This window comes from Yersinia aldovae 670-83 (assembly GCF_000834395.1).
Classification (GTDB): domain Bacteria; phylum Pseudomonadota; class Gammaproteobacteria; order Enterobacterales; family Enterobacteriaceae; genus Yersinia; species Yersinia aldovae.
The window spans coordinates 4,076,982-4,099,847 of sequence record NZ_CP009781.1; the positions used below are offsets into that span (position 1 = coordinate 4,076,982).

Sequence of the window (22,866 nt, forward strand, 5' to 3'; positions counted from 1 at the left end):
TATTTACTCTAAATAAATATAACTTAATATAATAAAGGGGTAATAATTTTTATTAACACTGAGAGCTATCAGGAATTTACTCGATTAGAACGTGGTTATCTTGAGCCTATCTGTGTTGCAATATATCACTTGTATTGCACCAATATTGTTTAATTTTATTCATGTGGTTTTTATAGCATACAATTTAAAGTTGTTATGTTGTAGCGGTTTCCTATGGTCATAGATCTACTTTCTATGGGGTGTATTATAAGATGTAAAATATCATTTTAGTTAGGATTTTAAATCTTAAAATTATTTTTTACATGTCATTTATAATAAAATTATAATGGTAAGCCCGATTGTTATTAGTAGTCATGCTTACCAAAATAAACTGAAAGTTGTGAGTAAAGTATGCTTAGAGTCGTTGTTAAAACCCGAAATTCATTCTATGAACTAGGGTTGATTTATTTACTTGAAAATTGTTTAAAAAAGGAAAATGAAGTAGGTATTATTAGGACTGATGAAAATGCAGTTGTTAAAAATGTTAATGTGATATTTAAAGACCACATGGTATTTGTTAACTTCTTTAAAAATGAGTATGCTATATCAGATAACACAAATAATAACAATCCTGTTGTAACGCTGAATATCCCATTTAACAGCAGTAAGTTAGATATCTATAGTATTGTATATACTATTGGTAAGATCTTTAATGTGGCTAAATTGAGATATAATAAAATGATTAAAATAAATGTTTTTAAATGCTTAGGATTGAAGAATCATAGCCAGCTTTCTATCACTGAAGTTAAAGTTGTTGAGTTAACTGTTGAGGGAAATGATATTGTTGAGATCTCAAGGATATTAGGTCGTTCAGAAAAAACGATATTAACGCATAGGCGGAATGCAATTAGGAAATTGGGTATATTAAACAGGTTGGAATTTTATAATTACATATCATATATAAGGGGTTATAGTAACAAGGAAACTATTTTCATTTGTATATAATAAACTAAAGTTACATTCATTAGTGAAAATGAAAACTAATGTTTACATTCTGTAATCATATTATGTGATGGAAATAGCTATACGGTCATAAAGTTAACATAGATGAATAAAACTAAACCACCAAGAAGAGGTAATACTATGGATATTAAATACAAGTATGAAATCGTAATGGTTGATAAGTTACCGACAGTCAATACAAACTATCTACATTCTTTTGGAAATCCTGTATTTGTTGGCGATAAAATAAATCTGAATAACGAAGGTTTCGAGTTATTGAAGGTTATCGCTGTAGAACATTATCCGGAGTGTTCTGTTCTTTATTGTAAATAAATATCTTGGAGTTGTATCCGCCTGGTCTATTTGTCTTAGGTGAGAATGCAAAGGTCTGGCGTGTAGATTTAGCGCGATTCAATCATGCTAATAACAAATCATAATATACCGGATATTGTCACGGATGGTCTGTTCACCCATGCAAGTAAAACGCATATCCGCATTTATCTTAGACGTATGATTTGGCCGTAAAAATAAAAATAAAAATAAAATTAAAAAATACCTTTCCGACACTGTTCTGTATTTAATGTTAATAATTGAAAACGTCAAAAGACAATAACGTGTAGGCTCAGGAACCAATGTGAAACAATAAAATCGGCAATCATAAATGTTAAATGGTGAAAGAGGGAGATGACGATACCCAACTGTTGCTGAGAGGATGGCCAGGGATAGTGCGGATTGGATTATTGATATAGTGTAGGGCTAATAGCTCAAAAATTATGAATATAAGGCCCACTGATTTCCAGTGGACCTTACTGGAGATTAGTTTTTAACAGTTTGGTCCGCAGTCTTGGTTGTCTGACCCTGGCTTATTGAGTAGGTGCCTTTATAGCTATCACTATCACCGATATTGGCCATAGAAACAGTTGGTGCCAGCATTGCTGCGATGAGTGTGAGTGCTGCGATGGTTGTTTTCATAATCAATTCTCTTCTATTTTTATGTGAAAGCCGGTTGCTTTCGATAGGAAGAATGTTACTCCGATCACAGAATTAGGATATCAAAGAGAATTGTTCATGTTGGTCAAAAAAAGTGAATGAAAAATCAATTTCCATTTCATTAAGCGAGCCATTTAACATACTCTTAAATATAAACCTTGTTCAAACCATACCATCAGAGTACTTCAAATCTCGGCAATCTCTGTATAAGTTATAGCTTATGGGTTTCTATGATTCATAGACTCGTCTGTTAATCAGATAAATGCTCTCCAAGAGAGGTAAAGATTTACTCATGTAATTAAGTACAATATGTTGGGTTTACCTATTCACAAAATGATAGATAAACTTACCGGTATCCAGCAAGTAAGTGTCTTATGAGTTAACACAATCCATGGCTATTTAAAGCCAGATATTGTCATCAGAGATTAGGCTATTACAGCCATACGTGGCAGAATATAAAAAAGAATGCTGTTTCTCTCGAGATGACAAATAGATAAATATGGATCGCTCCCGCTTACTTAAGTTCCTGTTGCCTTATCTGTGGCCTAAAAATAACGTGAGATTACGTTATTATCTGGTTGTTGCCGTTATTTTTATGGTGATATCTAAGGTCAGTACAACTCTGGTTCCTCTTGCTTATAAAGCCATGATAGATACGTTGAGCAGTGATAGCGCCAAGATGGTGGCGATACCGATTGGTTTTATCATCGCTTATGGCATAGCACGGATCTGTGCATCATTGTTCGAAGAACTTCGAAATGTAATGTTTGTTCATGTGAGCCAGAATGCAACTCGATCGCTTGGATTACGCGTATTTAAACAAATACATGCATTGAGTTTGCGTTTTCATCTGGACAGGCAAACCGGTGGCTTATCACTCTCAATCGAACGCGGGACACAAGCTGTTGCCACGGTACTGTCGCGTCTGCTGTTTTCTATTTTCCCCATTTTGTTTGAGATAACGTTAGTCTCGCTGATCATGTGGCATTTGCTAGATGGTTGGTTTGCCGTTGCAATTCTTGCCACGGTCGGATGCTATATCCTGTTTACCGTTATGGCTGTGAGTTGGCGAACTCGGTTTAGGCGTGAATTAAATCAGGCCAATGCGGATGCCAATACAAAATCTATAGATAGCCTACTAAATTATGAAACTGTAAAGTATTTTGGTAATGAGGAGTTTGAAGCTCAGCGCTTTAATACGTCGCGGCAACTCTATGAAACTGCTGCTATCAAGAATCAAATTAGCTTTACGGCATTGAGCTTCGGTCAGACAGCTATCATTTCAATCGGATTAATAGTCATGATGGCTATGGCGGCAAAGGGAATTACTCAGGGGAAAATGACCATTGGTGATTTTGTCTTGGTTAATGCCTATCTTCTTCAGCTTTATCAGCCTCTCAATTTCTTTGGTTTTATTTATTCAGAAATCAGGCAAGCATTGATTGATATGGAGAATATGCTTGACCTGTTGATGGTCAAAAAAGAGATTACTGATCGCCCCAATGCACTGCCATTGCAACTAACCAAAGGTGAGGTGCGCTTTGATTCGGTTTGTTTTGGTTATGACCCACGTAGACCTATTTTGGATAATGTGAGTTTCACCATTCCCTCGGGGAAAACAGTGGCAATTGTAGGGGCTTCAGGGGCAGGTAAATCAACTCTTTCACGCTTACTATTTCGTTTTTATGATGTTACTAGCGGTGCTGTTTATATTGATAATCAGGATATTCGGACTGTGACTCAGTTGAGTCTACGTGAAGCGATTGGCATTGTGCCTCAGGATACCGTGCTATTTAATGATACGTTGCGTTATAACATTGGCTATGGCAGAACATCTTCAAGTTTCGAAGAGATAGAACGCGCTGCAAAATTGGCACATATTCACAACTTTATCAGTAGCTTACCCGATGGTTATGATACCAAAGTGGGGGAGCGCGGGCTTAAGTTATCTGGTGGGGAAAAACAGCGTGTCGCCATTGCGCGCACTATCCTAAAAAAACCTGCAATACTGGTTTTTGATGAAGCTACCAGTGCTTTAGATACTCATACTGAACGTGAAATCCAGTCTCATCTGCGAGAAGTTAGTCGCAATCATACTACGTTGGTGATTGCCCACCGCTTATCAACTGTGGTTGATGCGGATGAGATTATCGTACTGGAGGCGGGTAAAATTGTTGAACGTGGGTGTCATGAACAATTATTGCTCAAGAATGGCCCTTATTCAGCTATGTGGCACAATCAGTATTATGAAGAGGAGCAACTCCCTGCATGATGGAGTTACACCAACGCGAGCCAGCGGCTACTCAAAAGTGTTCATAAGGATAAACGTACACTCTTTCCGTTGATACTGATTAATTTGTGGTACCAGCCTTGTGAAGTGTTCTGTCGCACAGTGTATGTCTAAAGCTGCTTTATCCGGCCACTCTTCAATAAAGATAAAGTGGCCAGGATCTTTATGGTCGATAAATAAATCATAAGACATACATAGCGGTTCCTGTTTGGTTTTCTCCACCAATTCTTTATACAATGGCAGCACAATACTCAGGAATTCCAATTTTATAAAGTCTTGGGCAATAACTTTTAACATTTCGCTCCCATCAAGATCAATTCAATCTATGGTAAGTAAGTCCCGCACCCGCAAGCTGTAGGATATGGCCTTTCTGATGCTATACCCCAGTAAAGTAGGTGTAAGTAAACACCACCACTGCGACCGCTATCATAATCATGGTTATCTTTCTCATTACTGCTCCGATCCTGTAATTTATTATCGTGTCAATATTAGGCTATCAAGATAGCGGAAAATGGATTAAAAGACACGGATATACGGTTAAAAATGAGAATGTGATCCCGTCATACTGCAACGACCAAATTGATTTCTGCATAGCCTATCTATGAGTCGCCTGGCGATATTGAGTTATGCTATTTCCTATACAGTAAGAAGTGACTTTCAATAAAATGACGTGGATTTTTTTGACAAAAAACCAAATTGTATCTTACTCATAAAAATATCATTTACAGTCCATTATTAGATTGCGAATTTGATGATTTATTTATAAGAGTTGTCTGTTTTTTTGTGCGATTTAACTCATTTTAGCGAATGAAAGATAAGAGAGTTAGTTCTTAGTAATAGTTTAAATTCATTTTTTAAGCACGTAACGCCATGTTTAATATGAGTATTCTGTTTTCACTAAATGTCTTTTTATTTAAAGATCTGTTGTGGTTTAGTTTTACATCATAGGATTATTCCCAGCAAAGCAAGGTGCGTCTGAATTACTTTATCTATCGGTATTGATAACATGTTTCCAATAGATTGATGCGCTGTGCTCGTTTGTTTAATCTCAAGGGTAATCCAATGATTTCAGTTGTATCTTTAAGTCAATCATCATTTTTTGGTGCAGGATTAGACCATATAGTTTCGGATATCTTGCCACTTAGGAAATCAAAACACTCAATATCAATAAGTAATTTTACCGATATTTATGAAGCTTGTGATTATGTCGAGAAAAATGCGGTTGATTTTTTAATCATTGATTATACCTGGCCAGGTGAGAACTGGTTAAATATGATCATTGCATTAAAAGAGAAAATGAAATATCATCATTTTAAAATAATTAGTATTATCAGTGAGAAAATACTTGAAATAGAGCATATTGTTATTAAGCAGACATCTTACCTGTCTTTTGATTTATATAATAGTATCCAAGGGCTATTGTTAGTGTTGTCCGATGGCTCAGCTATCAAAGATCGAGGTAATAATGACATTAATATGGATGATATTCTCTATATTTATTATTTGAGAAAATTCAAGATAACGCAAAGAGAGTATACCATACTGAGTCTGATTCTATCTGGGAATAACAATAAGCAGATCTCACTGAAACTGGATATTAGTGAAAAAACTGTGAGTGGTCACCGACACAGTATTTATATAAAATTAAAAGTTAAGTCAGTTGGGCAACTTTATAATAAACTACTCAACCAGGCTGTGTGTTGCTAGTCTCTGTTAAGTAAGGCTTGCTATAATTTTAAGGCATCTCTGTATCAGATCATTTGAGTCGGACTTTTTATGCGTATAGGCATAAAGAGACACTACGCCATCATTAGCGAAGGGGAGCGGTGATATGCGAACATTGAACTGTTTGGCTAAAAATGACTGCATCATAAAGGGAAATATTACCAGATAGTCAGTGTTGGCAACCAAGGTTACTGCATTGAGTGAGCTGGTTGTTTCAATCGTCGCTTTATTATTACCGATATGAATATCATTAAAAGTGTTTCCCGGAGCAAATGAAGCTCCTTGCATATTGATATTCCAAATTAAGCGTTGTTCTTGTAACCAGTCATCTTTATCTACGTCACCAAGGATCCTGCTATGGGAATTACTTAATAAAATCCCTAGCGGGAATGATCCTAAATGATAACTGACTAATGATCTGTCAATATTTAAAATAGAACCTATGTCAATATCAACTTCACTATTTCTTAGCCGTGATACGCGTTGTTCATTGACATAATAACTGTCGACATATTTAATGGTAAAATTGTTACTGATATCATCAGATTGTGACAATGCGTATATCTGACAACTTAACCAATGCTGGATTAATGGACTGGCACTGATCGTAAGTGAAGTCTGTTTAGAATCACTATTTTTCCCAGCAATAATTGCATTATCAATAAGATCTGCTGCAGGCGAAAAATGGTTATTAAGTGCTATCGCCAGGGTAGTGGGGATCAATCCTTCTTTTGTGTTAATCACAATCCGGTCATTGAATTCACGTCTTAAACGAGCCAGACCGTGGCTGACCGTCGAAATAGCGACATCCAATTCTTCTGCTGTTCGAGTTACACTGCGAAACTCAATCAAGCATTGTAGTAATTTTACCAGATTATAATCAAATTTTTTCATATGCCAGCCAGTTTTGAAGGTTAATTAAAGTATATTTTACTATAAAGCCAAATATTTTCACTGGTTAGGAGCGTGTATAAATCATATTTAATTCTTATTTTTCTGGGTAAGGCATTATCGATTGATAAATAGGTTCTAAGCGCATTTTATAGCGATTTTCATCACAGATTTACCATAAATAGTTGTGTGTAGTAACGAGTTGTGATGCTAGTTCTCGCTAGAGAAATGAATTTTTGAATATTGCCATACCAACTTGTATTTTATTCTACCTACTGTTGTTGCTATCGAGAACCGCCAAAAAAGCATATTAATGTAGAAGAGATTGAAGCCAATATTTCTGTGGATGGATGTGATTTTTTTGATAAGGGTCAGTCTATTATGGGGTATATGTCACCATTACTCATTAAGTCTCGGTGCTAAATACGTCATCTGAGGGCGACCCATTCGATACTGTAAGCAGTTTTGGTTAAAGTTTTCTCTACTCATAAAACATCCCTATAGGCTAAAATTAATACAGGCAATGCATTGACTGTGGAGCCTGTTATGTACCAGAGAATTAGGGGGAGTGAATACCGACGGATCTTTGTTGTTGGTGACATTCACGGTTGTTATAAAAAATTGATAGATGTCTTAGACCGTGTACGGTTTGAGCGTTCAGCTGATTTACTCGTTTCTGTCGGAGATTTAGCCGATCGCGGCCTGCAGAATATGGAATGCTATGAGCTTATAAATGCGCATTGGTTCCGTGCTGTTCGAGGGAATCATGAGCAAATGGCTATAGATGTGCTGGCTGGAGGGGAGGGAGATACATGGATAGCGAACGGAGGGCGATGGTTCTCTTTATTGGAGGGACGCCAGAAATATCGGGCAGAACAGTTAATCAAGCAGGCAGGGCAATTGCCTTTCGTGATTGAGGTGAGCACTGATAACGGAGTATATGTTATCGCCCATGCTGACTATCCTTCAGATGAATACATTTATGATAAGCCTATCAATACACAGTTAGTATTGTGGAATCGTAAACGTCTGAATGCTGCCATGAAGGGAGAGTTTTATGGAATTGCAGGGGCGGATAAATTTATTTTCGGTCATACGCCATTAGTTAAGCCGTCATTGTTTAAAAATCAGCTTTATATTGATACCGGTGCCGTGTTCGGTAATGTGCTGACCTTGATTCAAATCCAGTAAGTATTAACTAAAGTGGTTTTTTGACGGGCGAGTAGCCTCGACCCGTTTTGATTTAATTCTAATCAGAATGAGATAAATCGTGATGTATACTTATTGAGCAACAGTGCGCGAGATAGCAACACCGAGGCGGCAAATACTGATAGCAGCAACGTGAATCTTAATGTGATATCGGATAAGTTATATGCACTGGAAATAAAATAGAAAATACCGTCATGTAATATGTACACCCCAATCATCGAAGGACTAATATAAGCCAGTGTCTTCTTTATCCATTCATATTTAGTGTCAAAATTATCAAATATGATAAACAGGCATAAACTCAGAATTAAAACGTGCATGTTATCAAGGAAGTAGCCCGCATTCATTGTTTTATAGACATAGATCGACATAAAGCTTTCGTAGTAATACATCGATATAGCTGTCGGAATCAGAAGTACCTTTGCTATCACACGAACTTTGGTTAATTTGGTGGCTTTCTGGCAAATTCTTGAGTAGAGGAAGCGGCCCGCTATATAGTAAAAAATCCAGGTCCAGAGACGGAAGTGTTGTGGAAAATCAATCAAGTAGGGACGTTCAGTGAATGCACTGACCAAATCGATAGTGATAGAGAAAATGACCAGACAAGAGAGGGTGATTATTGCTGTCCGATTACTTTTTAATACTTTGGATATTATTGGGTTTATGAGATAGATGATAGCAATGCTGAATAAAAGCCAGCTTTGTAGGAAATAGCCGCGCTTGAAACCATCCTCATTGATAAAGTAGAACAGGACGTTCCAGAAGATAATAATAGTTATGATCGATTTTAATTTTCTCAGTATATCCTGTTGGTCTATTTCGTCGCTGGAATCTATATAACCAATGATCATAAAAAACAGTGGCGTAGCGATAATCGAGAGGAAGTAAAGGACACTCATCACTTCTCCCCCCAAAAAACACTGTTCAGTACAGGTTTTACTGGCGGAATAGAAAGTGACTGCAGAAAAACAGCTTAATGTTTTTAGAGCATGTAAACCGACGTTTCTCATAAAGTAGTTTGACTTACGCTAAGGTTAAAAGAAAGATGCAGCTTGAAAGACCGCACGGTTGGCATCAGAAAACCTTTCCTATTCAGACTACTTTTATAGTTTTTATATTTTTGCACACAATGTTCGTGCTGTCACGCCTACCAAACTTAACGATTGATAAACCAATCATAAATATACATACAAGAAATACCTCAAACATAAAAAGACATTTCCTACATATTGAGGTGCTGACATCCTATATCTCTACTGTTCTCTTAGTGATTAAATTAGTAAAAGGGATGTGCTAAGTTATCTTGATGATTTGTAATGATATTCTACCTCATTACAAGCTGCTGAGCATGAACAATTCATGGGGTGCAAAAGCACCGATAGGCGTGGTCAATATGATAAGCTGCATGATAGTCGATAATGATAAATATCAAACACTGGGTATGGTCTCTATCGTAAAGAAAATATTTGCATCTTTAGGATTTAAAAAAGAGATTAAATTCTACCGGAAAGCTTTCTATTCAGCAGATGTGATTTTTATCGGTGTCGACGAGTTCAGTTTTTTTGAGGCGCTTAAGCGTCTGGACAAAACGCCTACTGAAGCAGACGTTTTTTTGATTTGTGACGGCAGACTGAATAGCTTTTTACAAGGTATTCCAAGGTTTAGTAACGTTACTATGATCTTTAGAGAAGATTCGCTGGATACGGTGAGCAACAAAATCGCTACTGTATTAAAGCGGCGACTTCGTGGGCTTACAGAAAGTCTAATCGAGCGTAAACCTTCTGGCGTGCTCAGTGGTGCGTCTTCAGAGCGTCAGTATTTAACACCGAATGAAAATATTGTACTAAAACTCTTTAATGAGGGTTTTTCAGGTGGAGATATCGCCAGAATTTTGAAAAAGAGTGAAAAAACCGTCAGTGGCCAAAAGCGTTCAGCAATGAAAAAGCTCGGTGCTCGCACTGATGTAGAGCTAATTAAGATGTTTATGTTTAAGTAAGCAATATAAAAATAGAATTGGATTTGTCGTTAGTTCTACCGTCAATGTTAGAGAATATCAGAGGGATGCTCTTGCGTTAGCGGGCAGGGAAGCCAGCGCCAAATCTCGGGGATTACCCGGCAGCCCCAAAGGCATTTGGGGCTGTTTACTGGCAGAGAATAGCCAGTAAATCAGAATAAACTCCTGTAATTCATCAAATACTCTTCAACTTAGCCATAGTGCTATCAATATCGACTTCGTGCTCAGAAAATGTATAAGTTACATTTTGAAATGTTGTTATCGACAACATTTTCAATGACACGGTCTTCTGCGAAATATCCTCCTCTTGTGGGCGAATTTTGTTCATTAATAAATTTACCGATAAAATGGTATTAGCTTTATCAACTTCCGCTTGAGCAGGTACTTCTTTAGTGAAGGTATTGAATGACTTGATGCTGGTCAGCTTAATTCTTTCATTAGCGATAAAGATGTATTTACTCTCAATTGCTACTTTTACAGCGAACGCTGATAGCCCTTTGGTGTTAGTTGTTGGTTCAAAGGTCACTTCAGCGCCTTTCTTAATCATCTCGGGATTAGCAACTTTAATAATGTGAAAATAACGGTTATCGCCGTTTTCATCGGTGATAAAACCAAAGCCTTTATCTTCAAAAAAAGTTGTTATTCTACCGTTCATCATGCATCTCATATTAGTGTATCCAATGGTCGAGTATGATACAGGTGAATGGCTTTCAGATATAGTCTGGCAACTGAGCAACGTATTTTAAAGAGGCATTAGAGTTAACTACTAATGCCAAAAAGTGTGGCTTTCTGTGCTGCTTTCAGGCTCGAGAAGTTGAGTTTTTCACTTTTTGTCTCTTTTTTGTGATCTCGGCTGTGGACAAAAAACAGTTCTATTGCTGTACTGTACTTGACACACTTTTTGTGTCCAACATTCACGTAAAGGTAAGTTTGATGTCTAAGATTAAAGGTAGCGTTAAGTGGTTCAATGAGTCCAAAGGTTTCGGCTTCATTACCCCAGAAGATGGTAGCAAAGACGTTTTCGTTCATTTCTCTGCCATCGCTAGCAATGGTTTCAAAACTCTTGCTGAAGGTCAGCGCGTAGAATTTGAAATTACGAACGGTGCCAAAGGGCCATCTGCTGCTAATGTTATCGCTATCTAAGTAGCCAACAATTTCTTAAAACCCGCCTTATCAGGCGGGTTTTTTATGTATTTTTGCAAAGCAAAGGGGTAGCACCCAATAAACTCAGGATTAACGAACGTACCTGAGTTAAAAAAGATAGATTTTGAGAAAAATGACTGTAACAAACAGGCAAAAAATGGTCATCAGCCATTCAGTAGATGTTTTAGGCAACCCAAACATAGCGATATCCGGCACATCAGTCACCCCATTGGTAAACTGTTCTCTGCTAAATGATTATCCGGCTGCCAGATTAAGAAAACATTAAGGCGACGCAACCAAGATGGCTATTTTTCCCATGCTCACTTTTAGGGCGAAGGACTAGATTAGGTGGAACATGAGATCACCTGGCAGTTAGTCATCTTATTTATTGCGCTGCAAATTGATTAACCAGCATAAAGGCCAGGAATGTCATGGCAAGCGAACCCGCCAGATTGAGCAAAATAGTCCCTGCTGCCCACGCTAATTTACCCTCTTGAATCAGATAAACTACCTCGACAGAGAAAGTGGAGAATGTCGTCAGACCACCACAAAAACCGGTTGTAATCAGTAATTTCCAAACAGGGTCAATATGAGTAACTCGGGTGAAAATGGCCAAGGCGAGGCCAATAACAAAGCCGCCTACCAGATTTACAGTTAATGTTCCGATAGGCACATTGGCAGACAAGCCATTTAACTTCGTACTGACTAGCCAGCGCGTTACACTGCCTGCGCCGCCACCAATAAATACAGCAAGTAATGTACTAAACATAAATACCTTTTTGAATGTATACCCATCTCATGGGTATAACCCCAACATCGTCACATAGACTAAATGGGAGCCATCATAAATCGTTAGAATATATCATTAAGTCTTTGGGATGGGTTGATACTCAACTCGCCAACTCAATACGGTTACGGCCATTATCTTTGGCCAAATACAGGGCAGAGTCTGCCGCTTTTAGCCATTGCTGATAGTTAACCATGTCGTGTCTATAGTCTGCAATCCCTGCGCTGAGCCTGAGTTGCAGGGAGGGGGCATGTTTGAATATTATTTCACCCAATCTTATTTGTATACGCGCTAATACTTCGCGTGTTTGTTCTGCGGTAGTATTGGGTAAAATCGCACCAAACTCATCCCCACCATAGCGGCCAACGATATCGATAGCGCGTAATCCCAGTAATAACTCTTCGGCCAGAATAGTAATAGCTTCATCCCCTACGGCATGTCCGAAGGTATCGTTAATAGATTTGAAGTTATCAATATCCAACAGAATAAGAGTGGCACCGTGTTGGTAACGGCGGCAACTATCGAATTGATTATGAAGTTGATGTTCCCAATGTCGGCGGTTATACAGCCCGGTTAACCCATCTCTTACACTAATGCGTAGCAACTCTTCTTTACTTTCAGCCAGCCGTTTTGCCGTGCGGTAAGTGACTAATCCGAGTAGGGAAGGATAGATAATTATCATCGGCAAGCAGGCATAAACCTGAGTCGGTGTGGTTTCAGGTTTAAACGGCAAATTAAATAACCATGAGGTTAATAAACTACAGGCGATTTGCAGTGCCAGCCCCTTATAAAAAATATTCTTACCGCCGGACGCAATATTATTCATACTCATCATTGACAGAATAACGATTGAGGGGAGGGCATTAAATGACATTAATGCAACCCAGACTCCGCCTATTGCTGAGTCAATTTTCATGTTGGTTATTTCTTGCTCAAACGGTTGTTCAGAGCGTGCCGCCAGCAGATATGCAATATGTGGCCATATTAATCCATAAACAGCCAGCAGCAGCCATAGCCACAGTGGCGTGTCTTGGGTATAGAGCACTGATGCGACACAAAACATGCCAATGCCTAAGCCGAATGCTCGGGGTAAATAAGTCCTTTTGGCAAAACTCAATCCCGATCGACGAGTATTTATTCTTGCTGAATAAGGCAATTGGCGGCACCCTCTTTCTTTTTTCCCTGGGGGGATGTTAACGGCAATATCTCATCCGGAAAGAGTCAAAAATTGAGCAAGGCAGACCCTTGTGTAAATCATAGTTCACTAACGAAATCTGTTACATATTACATTTGTTTAAATCGGTAATTTATTCGTAAATAGGCCATGATTTGACTATATCCAAAGTAAGTGACGTTGTAGCCAGGCCGCCAAGGTGTCCATCTCACTGCAATTTCAACTAACAAGGATATATTCACGGTTTAATGAATAGAGCTAATTGAGAAGGTGAGTATGGAAGGTATCAGCATTACCAAATTATTGGTGGTCGGCATATTGATCGTGTTGTTGTTTGGCACCAGTAAATTACGCACATTGGGCGCAGATCTGGGTGCGGCCTTGAAGGGGTTCAAAAAAGCTATGGGCAATGATGAGACGCCTTCAACAGGTGCTATGTCAGAAGCTAAAACGGCAACTGAAACCAAAACGGCCCCCCCTGTTGAGCACAAGGACTGATCCTCTCTGGGCATTCAAACCTGAGAACGACGTAAGAGCCGCTATTGTGCCTTATCACCAGAATAGCTATCAACAAGCCTATCCTGGTTGATAACAAAAACGGATCTCCATTGGAAATCCGTTTTTGTGTGTCTGTCGTATAAGATGTAATAAATTATTTCAATAATGCTGGGCTGGATACACATTCAGGCCCGATGTGCTTATTTGACCTCCAAACCTTTGGCTTGCAGGTCAGCATGGTAAGAGGAACGGACAAACGGGCCGCAAGCGGCATGGGTAAAGCCCATCGCCATTGCTTCAGCCTTCATTTCGTCGAACTCAGCCGGGCTGACATAGCGTTGCACCGGTAAGTGATGGCGGCTCGGCTGCAAATATTGGCCCAGCGTCAACATCGTGACCCCATGACGGCGCAAATCATGCATCACCTCAACGATTTCGGCATTAGTTTCACCCAAACCAACCATCAAGCCTGATTTTGTCGGAATATCCGGATGGGCTTCTTTGAAACGCTCCAGTAGCTTCAGTGACCACTCATAGTTAGCACCAGGGCGCACCTGGCGATAAACCCGTGGCACGTTTTCCAGGTTGTGGTTAAACACATCCGGCGGCGTAACGGTCAGAATCTCGAGCGCGCGATCCATACGACCACGAAAATCTGGCACCAAGGTTTCAATTTTAATGGTTGGATTTTTGGCTCGAATTGCTGCAATGCAATCGGCAAAATGCTGAGCACCGCCATCACGCAGGTCATCCCGGTCAACCGAGGTGATAACCACATAGCGCAAGCCCATATCCTGAATGGTCTGAGCCAGCTTTTGCGGCTCATTGGCATCGGGTGTCGTTGGGCGACCGTGGGCCACATCACAGAATGGGCAACGGCGGGTACAAATCGCGCCGAGGATCATAAACGTTGCCGTACCGTGGTTAAAACATTCAGACAGGTTGGGGCATGAAGCCTCTTCGCAAACCGAATGCAGGCCGTTTTTACGCATTGCAGCTTTAATGCCCTGAATGCGGCTGGAATCAGCAGGGAGCTTGATTTTCATCCACTCGGGTTTACGTAACAGCTCCTGACGTTCAGTTACCACGGTTCTTACCGGGATCAACGCCATTTTGTCTGCATCGCGGTATTTAACGCCGCGTTCCATCTGAATCGGTTTACTCATAATCGTGCAGGTTCCAGTTATGAATCTCTCAACTTGAGATTTTTCATTAAATTCAACGGGATGTGGCTTTCGTTAAAAAATATTTGAAAATTGTTTAAAAATTATATCATTTTAACCCTGCCCATTCAGCCCCCAATTTTCGTTGTTACTTGTGACTGATACGGTGCTGGCAGCTTAAGTTGCGTAATTTACAATGGGTCAGATGATAAATAGTCAGTCAGCGACCACACCTGCTGCTTGGCCTCTGGGTAACCCAACTGGCGGGTGAATTCACGCGCTAATATCGGTTGAACGTCGGTAACGGTTGTTCCCGCAACCAGCGTGCTGACCTGCGTCATCTGCATTCCCGCATAGCCGCAAGGGTTGATGCGCTGGAACGGTTCCAGATCCATGTCGATATTCAGCGCCAGGCCATGAAACGAGCAGCCCCTGCGGATGCGCAATCCCAGTGAACATATTTTCTGCTGACCGACATAAACGCCAGGGGCATCTGGGCGGGCCTGTGAATCAATGCCGAAGTGGGCCAGAGTTTGGATGACGGTATTTTCAATGGCGGTCACCAACTGCCTCACTCCTAACTTGGCCCGCTTGAGGTCAATCATGATATACATGACCTGCTGGCCGGGGCCGTGATAGGTAACTTGGCCGCCTCGATCACTTTGGATAACTGGAATATCACCGGGCATTAGAACATGTTCGGCTTTTCCTGCCTGACCCTGAGTAAAGACGTGTTGATGCTCAACCAGCCAGATTTCATCTGGAGTAGCGTCAGTGCGGAACTCAGTGAAATTATGCATGGCTTGAGATACGGGAGCATAGGGCTGTAACCCCAGTTGACGTAAAATGATCGTATGTTGTTGCAAGCGAGGCATCGTCTGGTTACAGAAATGGTGGCGTCAGTATACCAGCCCAGCGGTATGGGGCTACTGTTTTGATGTTTGAAAAAGCGGTTTTACTGTCTGAAAAGTATGGATGGATGTTTTACATATCAGACTTGGTAATTAAAAATAAGGCCCGATACGTAAATAAACGGTTCGGGCCAAGTGAATAGCGCGGATATTTTGCGTCGGCAAAATGGGCTGAACTACAGTACCATCCGCACCAGTTCAAGTTCAGCTAGCTCCTTGTACAGGGTTTCCACTTGATCAATATGGATGGCTGTAATGGTGATGGAGACAGAGTGAAAATTGCCTTTGCTGCTCGGTTTTATCTGCGGGGTATAATCACCTGGAGCATGGCGCTGTACCACTTCTACCACCTGGTCTACCAACTGTGGTTCAGCAATGCCCATGACCTTGTAGGTAAAAGAACAAGGGAACTCAAGCAGTTCGTTCAGTTTAGTTTTCATGTGCGCTCCTGGGGTGTTGACGGACAGAGGGTTGCCGGACGGGGTCTGGGATAGCGAAAAAAGTATCCGGCTATAAAAATTATAACTCCCGCCGGAGCGGGAGTTTTACATTATTTATAATATGGGGATTATTTTGTGGCTTTCAAGCTCATCGACTAACCGAACCAGCGGTGGAACATCAGTTTGATGTAATCCACCATGCGGCTGAAGAACCCGCCTTCTTTAACTTCGTTCATCACCACTAATGGGCGTTGATCGATGGTTTTGCCATCTAACTGGAAGTTAATCATGCCAACAACCTGGTTCTTCGCCAATGGAGCATGAATCTCTGGGGTATTTAGCACATAACTGGCTTTCAGGTCTTTCATTCGGCCGCGTGGGATCGTCAGGTATGCATCTTTATCCACACCTAGCTGCACCCGGTCGCTGTCACCGAACCAGACTGGTTCTGAAGCAAACTCTTTACCGACTTTCAGCGGTGCGACGGTTTCAAAGAAGCGGAAGCCCCAAGTCAGCAGCTTTTTACTTTCAGTTTCACGGCCTTTATAGGTGTGACCACCCAATACGGCTGAGATTAAACGCATTTGACCATCGGTAGCTGATGCCACCAGATTATAGCCAGCAGCTTCAGTATGGCCGGTTTTAATACCATCAACATTTAAGCTGGTATCCCACAGTAAACCATTGCGGTTCATCTGACGGATATTATTGAAAGTGAATTCTTTCTCTTTGTAGATGGCATATTCATCTGGCACATCACGAATCAGTGCCTGACCAATCAGAGCCATATCGCGCGCAGAGCTATACTGACCCTCTGCATCTAAACCGTGAACTGTTTTGAACTGGGTATTTTGCAGGCCCAGTGCTTTAACGTAGTTATTCATCAGGTTAACGAATGAATCCTGACTGCCAGCAACGTAATCAGCCATAGCAACACAGGCATCATTACCGGATTGCAGGTTGATACCGCGAGTCAGTTTAGACACGGGCACCCGGTCGCCGGGTTTCAAAAACATCAGCGAAGAGCCTTTGAACTCTGGGTTACCCGTCGCCCAGGCATCTTTACCCACGGTAACCATATCTTCCGGCCCGATTTTGCCTGCTTTAATGGCCTGCCCGATAACATAGCTGGTCATCATTTTGGTCAGGCTGGCTGGGTTGCGGCGTGCATCCGCATTCATTTCTGCCAATACTTTACCGGAGTTGTAATCAATCAGAACGTAGGCTTCCGCATCAATCTGTGGCACGCCGGGGATCATGGTTTTCAAATTGACGTCATCAGCGTTAGCAGCTGAAGCTGCGCTCATAACAATAACAGTACCGAGCGCCAGGCTCTTGATAATGCGAGAAGTAGTTACATATTTCATGATCAAGACAACAACATCCGTGGGAGTAAGTTAAATACGTGCCACACTATACCATAGCCTGCTGACTTGACGCTGTAGCCTTGCTGCAACGCCAACTGATTTGGCTATACATTTATGTGGCGTTTATGCTTTTAACCGTAACATCCTGTTTGCACAGAGAGTTACGGTTATTTTCATCTGATGAACCTTAAATTGCTACAAGGCATGTCTGCCTCTTGGCGAATATTTAAGGTGCCGCGACAACAAATGATTGCTGCTGTGCTTCGCTCGACAAGCGCTGCTGTAATTCAACGGCTTGCTGGCGGCTGCTAAATGGCCCTAACTGAACCCGATGCACGCTGCCATTACTGGTCACTTTACCCGGTACGCTAAAGCGCTGACTCAGACTTTCCTGCCAGCTTTGCGCTCTTTGTGCATCACTCAGAGCACCGACTTGAACAACATACCCACCTGATGCGACTGCGGCTGGTGATGTCGCGGCGACGGATGAGGTCACGGGGCCGGGGTTAGCAACAACCGGTGGCCGTACCGCTTCGGAACTTATGACCGGTTGCGCGCTGACGGTTGGCTCTGCGCTTTCCAGCACACCGGCAGGAACCGGCGTGGTGGCACGCAGGAAGCCGCTGCTCTGCGGTGCTACCGGTTGAGTGGCATCTGCTCCGGATAAGTTACTGTTATCAATAGGGCGCACCGGGGCGCTGATTGCTGGAGCATCCTGCTGGATAGGGGTACCCATACCGCTGGAAGCCAGATTAGGGCGGTCAGGTAAGGCATAACTCTGTTTGGCGATCGTGGTGCCAACCATACCAGGGCCGGATAACGAACCATCAGGTGCCACATTGATAAAATCAATCTTCACCTTGGTATTATTCGAGATATTTAGGCGGTCAGCGGCCGCTTTAGATAAATCAATCACGCGGCCCGGTGTGTAAGGGCCACGGTCATTAACGCGTACTACAATTTGACGACCATTGCTGACGTTGGTGACACGGACATAGCTTGGAATGGGCAGCGTCGGGTGAGCGGCGGTCAGTGCATTAGGATCAAAAATCTCGCCGGTGGCCGTGGCGTTACCGCTAGCTTCTTCACCATACCAGGCCGCAAGGCCAACCTGAGTGAAGTTTTGTGGATCTTTGATAATACGGTAGGACTGGCCGTTCGCTTTATAATCCTGATTAACATTAGGATTAAAGGGTTCATAGCGAGGCTCGGCTCCACCAATCTCTTCAACCGGGCCGTTGTAGGTTTGTTGTACTTGTTGCTGGGGGGCCGGAGGCTGACTGGTACATGCTGACAACAGCACGCCTGCGATGCCGACCCAAAGCCATTCCTTACGCATTGCTCACCTCTATAAATTCTTGGATAACATTTTTCGATGAGTATGTATCGACATCACGATACCAAACCCGGCCATCAGTACTATCAGCGCCGAGCCTCCGTAGCTGACCAAAGGCAAAGGTACGCCAACTACCGGTAAAATTCCACTGACCATTCCTATGTTAACAAACACATAGACAAAGAGTATCAGCATCATACCGCCCACCATGACCCGGCCAAAGGTGGTCTGTGCATGGGCGGCAATCACCAGGCCGCGCATAATGACACACAGATAAAGCCCCAATAGCACCAGTACGCCAATCAAACCGAGTTCTTCTGCCAGTACAGCAAAGATGAAGTCGGTATGGCGTTCCGGTAAGAATTCCAGTTGTGACTGGGTGCCGTGCAACCAGCCTTTGCCCGATAACCCGCCAGAACCAATCGCAATTTTAGACTGAATAATATGGTAACCGGCTCCGAGCGGATCACTCTCTGGGTCCAGTAACATCATCACGCGATCCCGCTGATAACCGTGCATCAGGAAGAACCATAGGATAGGAATGAATCCGGCCACCAATACTGCCGCAATGCCAATTAGACGCCAGCTCATGCCTGACAGGAACAAAACAAACAGGCCCGAAGCGGCAATCAGAATCGAGGTGCCAAGGTCAGGCTGGGCGGCCACCAGCAAGGTTGGCATAAAGATCAAAATCAGCGCGATACCGGTATTTTTCAATGATGGCGGGCAGACGTCACGGTTCATAAAGCGAGCCACCATCAGCGGAACGGCAATTTTCGCAATTTCAGAGGGTTGGAAACGGATAAAACCCAAATCCAGCCAGCGCTGAGCGCCTTTACTGATCTGGCCAAATGCATCCACCAGTACCAGTAAAATCACACAGACAAAATAGAGATAGGGTGCCCAACTTTCATAGACGCGTGGCGGGATCTGAGCCATCACTAACATGACAACCAGGCCGATAGTAATTTGGCCTACTTTGCGCTCCATCATACCGATATCTTGCCCGCTGGCGCTCCACATCACAAAGGCGCTATAAGCTAGCAACGCCAGGATGCAAATCAGAAACGGCAGGTCGATGTGCATTTTGTACCACAAAGAACCTTTTTGTTGATTATCAGTCATGAGTTGCCTTAATCCGCCTCAACCCCAGGAGGCAGCGGAGCCGCATCCGGTAGTTCAGTATTGTTATCGCCCAATAAGATATGGTCGAGGATTTGCCGGGTAATGGTCCCTACCGCAGGCCCGGCACCGCCATTTTCTAATATCATGGCGACAGAAACCGTTGGGTTCTCGTAAGGCGCGAAGGCAACCATTAACTTGTGGTCACGCAGATGTTCTGCCACTTTGTGAGCATTATAGGTTTCATAACTGTAAACCTGTGCCGTACCGGATTTTGCTGCGGCTTTATACGGCGTGCCTTCAAAGAACTTACGTCCGGTCCCGTTCGGGCGATTAGCGACACCATACATGCCATCTTTGGCGATTTCCCAATAACCTGAGTGAATATCACCAATCTGCGTTTTATCTTCCTGCTGGTAAGGCACTAATACCCCATCAATACGGGTACTTTGCAGCAAGTGGGGTGTTTTGACCGCACCGTCGTTAATCAGTGTCATCAGTGCTTTTGCCATCTGGATCGGTGTGGCGGTCCAGTAACCCTGACCGATACCGACCGGGATGGTATCCCCCTGATACCAGGGTTTCTTATGACGTTTTTGCTTCCACTCACGGGTCGGCATCAGCCCCGCGCGCTCTTCTGACAGATCAATGCCGGTATATTGACCGTAACCGAATTTACTCATCCAGGAAGAGAGGCGGTCAATCCCCATGTCATAGGCAACCTGATAGAAGAAAGTATCCGCTGATTCTTCCAGTGCTTTGGTGATATTCAGCCGACCATGCCCCCATTTCTTCCAGTCGCGAAAGCGCTTTTCTGAACCGGGTAATTGCCACCAGCCGGGGTCAAACAGGCTGGTGTTTTTGGTGATAACCCCAGCACTGAGCGCTGAAACGGCAATATAGGGTTTCACCGTCGAGGCGGGTGGGTAAACGCCCTGAGTCGCACGGTTAATCAGCGGGCGGTCTGGGTCGTTGAGTAACCCCTGATAATCTTTGTTAGATATGCCGTCAACAAACAGGTTTGGGTCATAGCTTGGGTTAGACACCAAGGCTAATATTCCACCAGTGCGTGGATCATTGACCACCACGGCGGCGCGGCTGCCACTGAGTAGTTTTTCGATATAGGTTTGCAAATGGAGATCAAGCGTCAGATAAATATCTTTACCGGCTTGTGGCGGTTGCTCGTGTAACTGGCGTATCACCCGGCCACGGTTATTGACTTCAACTTCCTCATAACCGGTTTTGCCGTGCAACACTGATTCATAATAGCGCTCAATGCCCAGCTTACCGATATCGTGAGTCGCGGCATAGTTGGCCAGAATGCCTTCCTTATCCAACCGTTCGACGTCTTTATCGTTAATTTTGGAAACATAGCCAATAACGTGGGTCAGGGCAGAGCCATAAGGGTAAAAGCGGCGTTGGTAGCCTTTGACTTCAATCCCAGGGAAGCGGAATTGGTTAACTGCAAAACGGGCAACCTGCACTTCAGACAATGGCGTTTTAACCGCTATTGAGGTAAAGCGGCGCGAGCGTTTGCGCTCTTTTTCAAAATTAGCGATATCCTCGTCCGTCAGATCCACTATCGGGCGCAGTGCATTGAGGGTGGCGGGAAGGTCTTCAATTTTTTCCGGCATCAGCTCTAACTGATAAATGGTCCGGTTCATCGCCAAAGGCGTGCCGTTGCGGTCAAATATCATGCCACGGCTGGGGGCGATAGGGACCAACTTGATACGGTTGTCGTTCGAGCGGGTGCTGTAATCGTCGAAACGCACTATCTGCAAATTGTACATGTTGGCTACCAATATCCCGCTTAACAGCAGGATACCGAGAAAAGCCACTAAGGCGCGGCGAACAAACAGAGCTGATTCAGCTGAATAGTCGCGAAAAGGGTTAGGTTCTTTTTTCATCCGCAACTACTTCATCTTGTCCAAAAACAGCATTTTGCCCAACGCCAGCATGTCACTAAAAGCCATCACTTTACTCAGATTCATCGCCCGCTTATTCCCGGTGATAAGGGTGATTGGTCGTAATACTCCAGGCGCGATAGAGGCTCTCGGCCACTAATACACGCACTAAAGGATGGGGGAGCGTCAACGGAGAGAGCGACCAGCTCTGCTCTGCGGCAGCTTTACAAGCCGGGGCTAACCCCTCCGGCCCGCCAATCAACAGACTGACATCACGGCCATCCTGTTTCCAGCGTTCTAATTGTTGAGCCAACTGTGGGGTTTCCCAGGGGGTGCCTGGGATATCCAGCGTGACAATACGGTTGTTCTTACCTACCGCTGCCAACATCAGTTCGCCTTCTTTTTCCAAAATGCGTTTGATATCCGCATTTTTGCCCCGTTTACCCGCAGGAATTTCTACCAGCTCGAAGGGCATATCTTTAGGAAAACGGCGCAGGTAATCGATAAAACCTGTCTGCACCCAGTCTGGCATTTTTGTGCCGACGGCTACCAGTTGCAGTTTCACCGTTTAGCTCCAGAGCTTTTCCAGTTCATACATACGGCGGCTTTCTTCTTGCATCACATGCACAATCACTTCGCCTAAATCGACCACAACCCAGTCAGAGACACCCTGACCTTCGACACCCAGCGGTATCATGCCGGCGAGGCGCGATTCTTGCACCAGATTATCTGCCAGTGCCATAACATGGCGGGTTGAGGTACCGGTACAAATGATCATGTAATCGGTGATGCTGGACTTACCCTGAACATCCAGAGTGGTAATGTCCTGGCCTTTCAAATCATCGAGCTTGTCGATAACAAATTCTTGGAGCGCTTTACCTTGCAAAGGTTCCCCCTCGGGTGATTTCTGTCCATACCCTT

At 43.0% G+C, this 22,866-nt stretch carries 24 protein-coding genes; 8 read left to right on the top strand and 16 right to left on the bottom strand.

The window, feature by feature from the left end:
* Window positions 1-390: 390 nt before the first annotated feature.
* Both AT01_RS18310 and AT01_RS18315 read left to right on the top strand, forming a co-directional pair.
* Window positions 391-984, top strand: a complete 594-nt coding sequence (locus AT01_RS18310; RefSeq protein ID WP_042548161.1) for a helix-turn-helix transcriptional regulator — start codon at window positions 391-393, stop codon at window positions 982-984.
* A 102-nt stretch (window positions 985-1,086) separates the two neighbouring features.
* Complete coding sequence (locus tag AT01_RS18315; protein WP_144404957.1) at window positions 1,087-1,314, top strand: hypothetical protein; 228 nt, start codon at window positions 1,087-1,089, stop codon at window positions 1,312-1,314.
* A 483-nt stretch (window positions 1,315-1,797) separates the two neighbouring features.
* Here the strand turns inward: AT01_RS18315 and AT01_RS22075 are convergent, their stop codons facing one another.
* Window positions 1,798-1,953 (bottom strand): hypothetical protein, encoded by a 156-nt coding sequence (locus AT01_RS22075; protein ID WP_167335167.1) that lies wholly within the window; start codon window positions 1,951-1,953, stop codon window positions 1,798-1,800.
* 517 nt (window positions 1,954-2,470) lie between these two features.
* Here AT01_RS22075 and AT01_RS18320 point away from each other — a divergent pair.
* The gene (locus tag AT01_RS18320; RefSeq protein ID WP_042548163.1) at window positions 2,471-4,243 is read left to right on the top strand and encodes an ABCB family ABC transporter ATP-binding protein/permease; all 1,773 of its coding nucleotides are present in this window, start codon (window positions 2,471-2,473) and stop codon (window positions 4,241-4,243) included.
* Between the two features lie 27 nt (window positions 4,244-4,270).
* On the opposite strand, the gene AT01_RS18325 is transcribed toward AT01_RS18320, so the two are convergent.
* Window positions 4,271-4,558, bottom strand: a complete 288-nt coding sequence (locus AT01_RS18325) for a putative quinol monooxygenase (RefSeq protein ID WP_042548164.1) — start codon at window positions 4,556-4,558, stop codon at window positions 4,271-4,273.
* Between the two features lie 765 nt (window positions 4,559-5,323).
* Here AT01_RS18325 and AT01_RS18330 point away from each other — a divergent pair.
* A complete protein-coding gene (locus AT01_RS18330; protein WP_235427196.1) occupies window positions 5,324-5,968 on the top strand; it encodes a response regulator transcription factor in 645 nt (214 codons plus the stop codon).
* A 6-nt stretch (window positions 5,969-5,974) separates the two neighbouring features.
* On the opposite strand, the gene AT01_RS22400 is transcribed toward AT01_RS18330, so the two are convergent.
* Window positions 5,975-6,880, bottom strand: a complete 906-nt coding sequence (locus tag AT01_RS22400; RefSeq protein WP_042548166.1) for a LysR family transcriptional regulator — start codon at window positions 6,878-6,880, stop codon at window positions 5,975-5,977.
* Window positions 6,881-7,423: 543 nt separating this feature from the next.
* Here AT01_RS22400 and AT01_RS18345 point away from each other — a divergent pair.
* Entirely contained in the window at window positions 7,424-8,068 is a 645-nt protein-coding gene (locus AT01_RS18345; protein WP_042548167.1) for a metallophosphoesterase, read from the top strand.
* Window positions 8,069-8,130: 62 nt separating this feature from the next.
* Here the strand turns inward: AT01_RS18345 and AT01_RS18350 are convergent, their stop codons facing one another.
* Window positions 8,131-9,096 carry an acyltransferase gene (locus tag AT01_RS18350; protein ID WP_042548168.1) on the bottom strand — a complete coding sequence of 322 codons (966 nt, stop codon included), beginning with the start codon at window positions 9,094-9,096 and terminating at the stop codon, window positions 8,131-8,133.
* 395 nt (window positions 9,097-9,491) lie between these two features.
* On the opposite strand from AT01_RS18350, the gene AT01_RS18355 reads away from it, so the two are divergent.
* Window positions 9,492-10,082: a helix-turn-helix transcriptional regulator gene (locus AT01_RS18355; protein ID WP_042548713.1), complete on the top strand. Its 591-nt coding sequence runs from the start codon at window positions 9,492-9,494 to the stop codon at window positions 10,080-10,082.
* Window positions 10,083-10,275: 193 nt separating this feature from the next.
* On the opposite strand, the gene AT01_RS18360 is transcribed toward AT01_RS18355, so the two are convergent.
* Window positions 10,276-10,755 carry a cold-shock protein gene (locus tag AT01_RS18360; RefSeq protein ID WP_004700830.1) on the bottom strand — a complete coding sequence of 160 codons (480 nt, stop codon included), beginning with the start codon at window positions 10,753-10,755 and terminating at the stop codon, window positions 10,276-10,278.
* Window positions 10,756-11,033: 278 nt separating this feature from the next.
* Here AT01_RS18360 and cspE point away from each other — a divergent pair, with 278 nt between their 5' ends.
* Window positions 11,034-11,243: a transcription antiterminator/RNA stability regulator CspE gene (cspE, locus tag AT01_RS18365; RefSeq protein WP_002210315.1), complete on the top strand. Its 210-nt coding sequence runs from the start codon at window positions 11,034-11,036 to the stop codon at window positions 11,241-11,243.
* Between the two features lie 385 nt (window positions 11,244-11,628).
* Here the strand turns inward: cspE and crcB are convergent, their stop codons facing one another.
* Both crcB and AT01_RS18375 read right to left on the bottom strand, forming a co-directional pair.
* The gene (crcB, locus tag AT01_RS18370) at window positions 11,629-12,012 is read right to left on the bottom strand and encodes a fluoride efflux transporter CrcB (protein WP_004700823.1); all 384 of its coding nucleotides are present in this window, start codon (window positions 12,010-12,012) and stop codon (window positions 11,629-11,631) included.
* A 121-nt stretch (window positions 12,013-12,133) separates the two neighbouring features.
* A complete protein-coding gene (locus AT01_RS18375; RefSeq protein WP_407703507.1) occupies window positions 12,134-13,093 on the bottom strand; it encodes a diguanylate cyclase in 960 nt (319 codons plus the stop codon).
* Window positions 13,094-13,480: 387 nt separating this feature from the next.
* Between AT01_RS18375 and tatA the strand changes: the two genes are divergently transcribed.
* Window positions 13,481-13,702 carry a Sec-independent protein translocase subunit TatA gene (gene tatA / locus AT01_RS18380; protein ID WP_004700817.1) on the top strand — a complete coding sequence of 74 codons (222 nt, stop codon included), beginning with the start codon at window positions 13,481-13,483 and terminating at the stop codon, window positions 13,700-13,702.
* 200 nt (window positions 13,703-13,902) lie between these two features.
* Here the strand turns inward: tatA and lipA are convergent, their stop codons facing one another.
* The 9 genes from lipA to rsfS all read right to left on the bottom strand — a co-directional run bounded on the left by lipA (window position 13,903) and on the right by rsfS (window position 22,831).
* Window positions 13,903-14,868, bottom strand: coding sequence for a lipoyl synthase (gene lipA / locus AT01_RS18385; RefSeq protein WP_004700815.1), 966 nt, complete (start codon window positions 14,866-14,868; stop codon window positions 13,903-13,905).
* A gap of 188 nt (window positions 14,869-15,056) precedes the next feature.
* Complete coding sequence (lipB, locus tag AT01_RS18390) at window positions 15,057-15,740, bottom strand: lipoyl(octanoyl) transferase LipB (RefSeq protein ID WP_042548169.1); 684 nt, start codon at window positions 15,738-15,740, stop codon at window positions 15,057-15,059.
* Between the two features lie 212 nt (window positions 15,741-15,952).
* Window positions 15,953-16,216, bottom strand: a complete 264-nt coding sequence (ybeD, locus tag AT01_RS18395; protein WP_004700811.1) for a DUF493 family protein YbeD — start codon at window positions 16,214-16,216, stop codon at window positions 15,953-15,955.
* 155 nt (window positions 16,217-16,371) lie between these two features.
* The gene (dacA, locus tag AT01_RS18400; RefSeq protein WP_004700809.1) at window positions 16,372-17,583 is read right to left on the bottom strand and encodes a D-alanyl-D-alanine carboxypeptidase DacA; all 1,212 of its coding nucleotides are present in this window, start codon (window positions 17,581-17,583) and stop codon (window positions 16,372-16,374) included.
* Window positions 17,584-17,809: 226 nt separating this feature from the next.
* Entirely contained in the window at window positions 17,810-18,922 is a 1,113-nt protein-coding gene (gene rlpA, locus AT01_RS18405) for an endolytic peptidoglycan transglycosylase RlpA (RefSeq protein WP_042548170.1), read from the bottom strand.
* A gap of 9 nt (window positions 18,923-18,931) precedes the next feature.
* A complete protein-coding gene (gene mrdB, locus AT01_RS18410) occupies window positions 18,932-20,044 on the bottom strand; it encodes a peptidoglycan glycosyltransferase MrdB (protein ID WP_004700805.1) in 1,113 nt (370 codons plus the stop codon).
* Between the two features lie 8 nt (window positions 20,045-20,052).
* The gene (gene mrdA, locus AT01_RS18415; protein ID WP_042548171.1) at window positions 20,053-21,948 is read right to left on the bottom strand and encodes a peptidoglycan DD-transpeptidase MrdA; all 1,896 of its coding nucleotides are present in this window, start codon (window positions 21,946-21,948) and stop codon (window positions 20,053-20,055) included.
* A 91-nt stretch (window positions 21,949-22,039) separates the two neighbouring features.
* Window positions 22,040-22,510, bottom strand: a complete 471-nt coding sequence (gene rlmH, locus AT01_RS18420) for a 23S rRNA (pseudouridine(1915)-N(3))-methyltransferase RlmH (protein WP_004390602.1) — start codon at window positions 22,508-22,510, stop codon at window positions 22,040-22,042.
* Window positions 22,511-22,513: 3 nt separating this feature from the next.
* Window positions 22,514-22,831, bottom strand: coding sequence for a ribosome silencing factor (rsfS, locus tag AT01_RS18425; protein WP_042548715.1), 318 nt, complete (start codon window positions 22,829-22,831; stop codon window positions 22,514-22,516).
* Between the last annotated feature and the right edge of the window lie 35 nt (window positions 22,832-22,866).

Bases quoted from the DNA above. Each gene is read 5' to 3' on its own strand.
- cspE (WP_002210315.1), top strand. From the start codon at position 11,034: ATGTCTAAGATTAAAGGTAGCGTTAAGTGGTTCAATGAGTCCAAAGGT.
- lipB (WP_042548169.1), bottom strand. From the start codon at position 15,740: ATGCCTCGCTTGCAACAACATACGATCATTTTACGTCAACTGGGGTTA.
- lipA (WP_004700815.1), bottom strand. From the start codon at position 14,868: ATGAGTAAACCGATTCAGATGGAACGCGGCGTTAAATACCGCGATGCA.
- crcB (WP_004700823.1), bottom strand. From the start codon at position 12,012: ATGTTTAGTACATTACTTGCTGTATTTATTGGTGGCGGCGCAGGCAGT.
- AT01_RS22400 (WP_042548166.1), bottom strand. From the start codon at position 6,880: ATGAAAAAATTTGATTATAATCTGGTAAAATTACTACAATGCTTGATT.
- AT01_RS18325 (WP_042548164.1), bottom strand. From the start codon at position 4,558: ATGTTAAAAGTTATTGCCCAAGACTTTATAAAATTGGAATTCCTGAGT.
- tatA (WP_004700817.1), top strand. From the start codon at position 13,481: ATGGAAGGTATCAGCATTACCAAATTATTGGTGGTCGGCATATTGATC.
- rlpA (WP_042548170.1), bottom strand. From the start codon at position 18,922: ATGCGTAAGGAATGGCTTTGGGTCGGCATCGCAGGCGTGCTGTTGTCA.
- AT01_RS18375 (WP_407703507.1), bottom strand. From the start codon at position 13,093: ATGTTTTGTGTCGCATCAGTGCTCTATACCCAAGACACGCCACTGTGG.
- mrdA (WP_042548171.1), bottom strand. From the start codon at position 21,948: ATGAAAAAAGAACCTAACCCTTTTCGCGACTATTCAGCTGAATCAGCT.
- AT01_RS18330 (WP_235427196.1), top strand. From the start codon at position 5,324: ATGATTTCAGTTGTATCTTTAAGTCAATCATCATTTTTTGGTGCAGGA.
- AT01_RS18320 (WP_042548163.1), top strand. From the start codon at position 2,471: ATGGATCGCTCCCGCTTACTTAAGTTCCTGTTGCCTTATCTGTGGCCT.
- AT01_RS18350 (WP_042548168.1), bottom strand. From the start codon at position 9,096: ATGAGAAACGTCGGTTTACATGCTCTAAAAACATTAAGCTGTTTTTCT.
- AT01_RS18360 (WP_004700830.1), bottom strand. From the start codon at position 10,755: ATGAACGGTAGAATAACAACTTTTTTTGAAGATAAAGGCTTTGGTTTT.
- mrdB (WP_004700805.1), bottom strand. From the start codon at position 20,044: ATGACTGATAATCAACAAAAAGGTTCTTTGTGGTACAAAATGCACATC.
- AT01_RS18310 (WP_042548161.1), top strand. From the start codon at position 391: ATGCTTAGAGTCGTTGTTAAAACCCGAAATTCATTCTATGAACTAGGG.
- dacA (WP_004700809.1), bottom strand. From the start codon at position 17,583: ATGAAATATGTAACTACTTCTCGCATTATCAAGAGCCTGGCGCTCGGT.
- ybeD (WP_004700811.1), bottom strand. From the start codon at position 16,216: ATGAAAACTAAACTGAACGAACTGCTTGAGTTCCCTTGTTCTTTTACC.
- AT01_RS22075 (WP_167335167.1), bottom strand. From the start codon at position 1,953: ATGAAAACAACCATCGCAGCACTCACACTCATCGCAGCAATGCTGGCA.
- AT01_RS18345 (WP_042548167.1), top strand. From the start codon at position 7,424: ATGTACCAGAGAATTAGGGGGAGTGAATACCGACGGATCTTTGTTGTT.
- AT01_RS18355 (WP_042548713.1), top strand. From the start codon at position 9,492: ATGATAGTCGATAATGATAAATATCAAACACTGGGTATGGTCTCTATC.
- AT01_RS18315 (WP_144404957.1), top strand. From the start codon at position 1,087: ATGAATAAAACTAAACCACCAAGAAGAGGTAATACTATGGATATTAAA.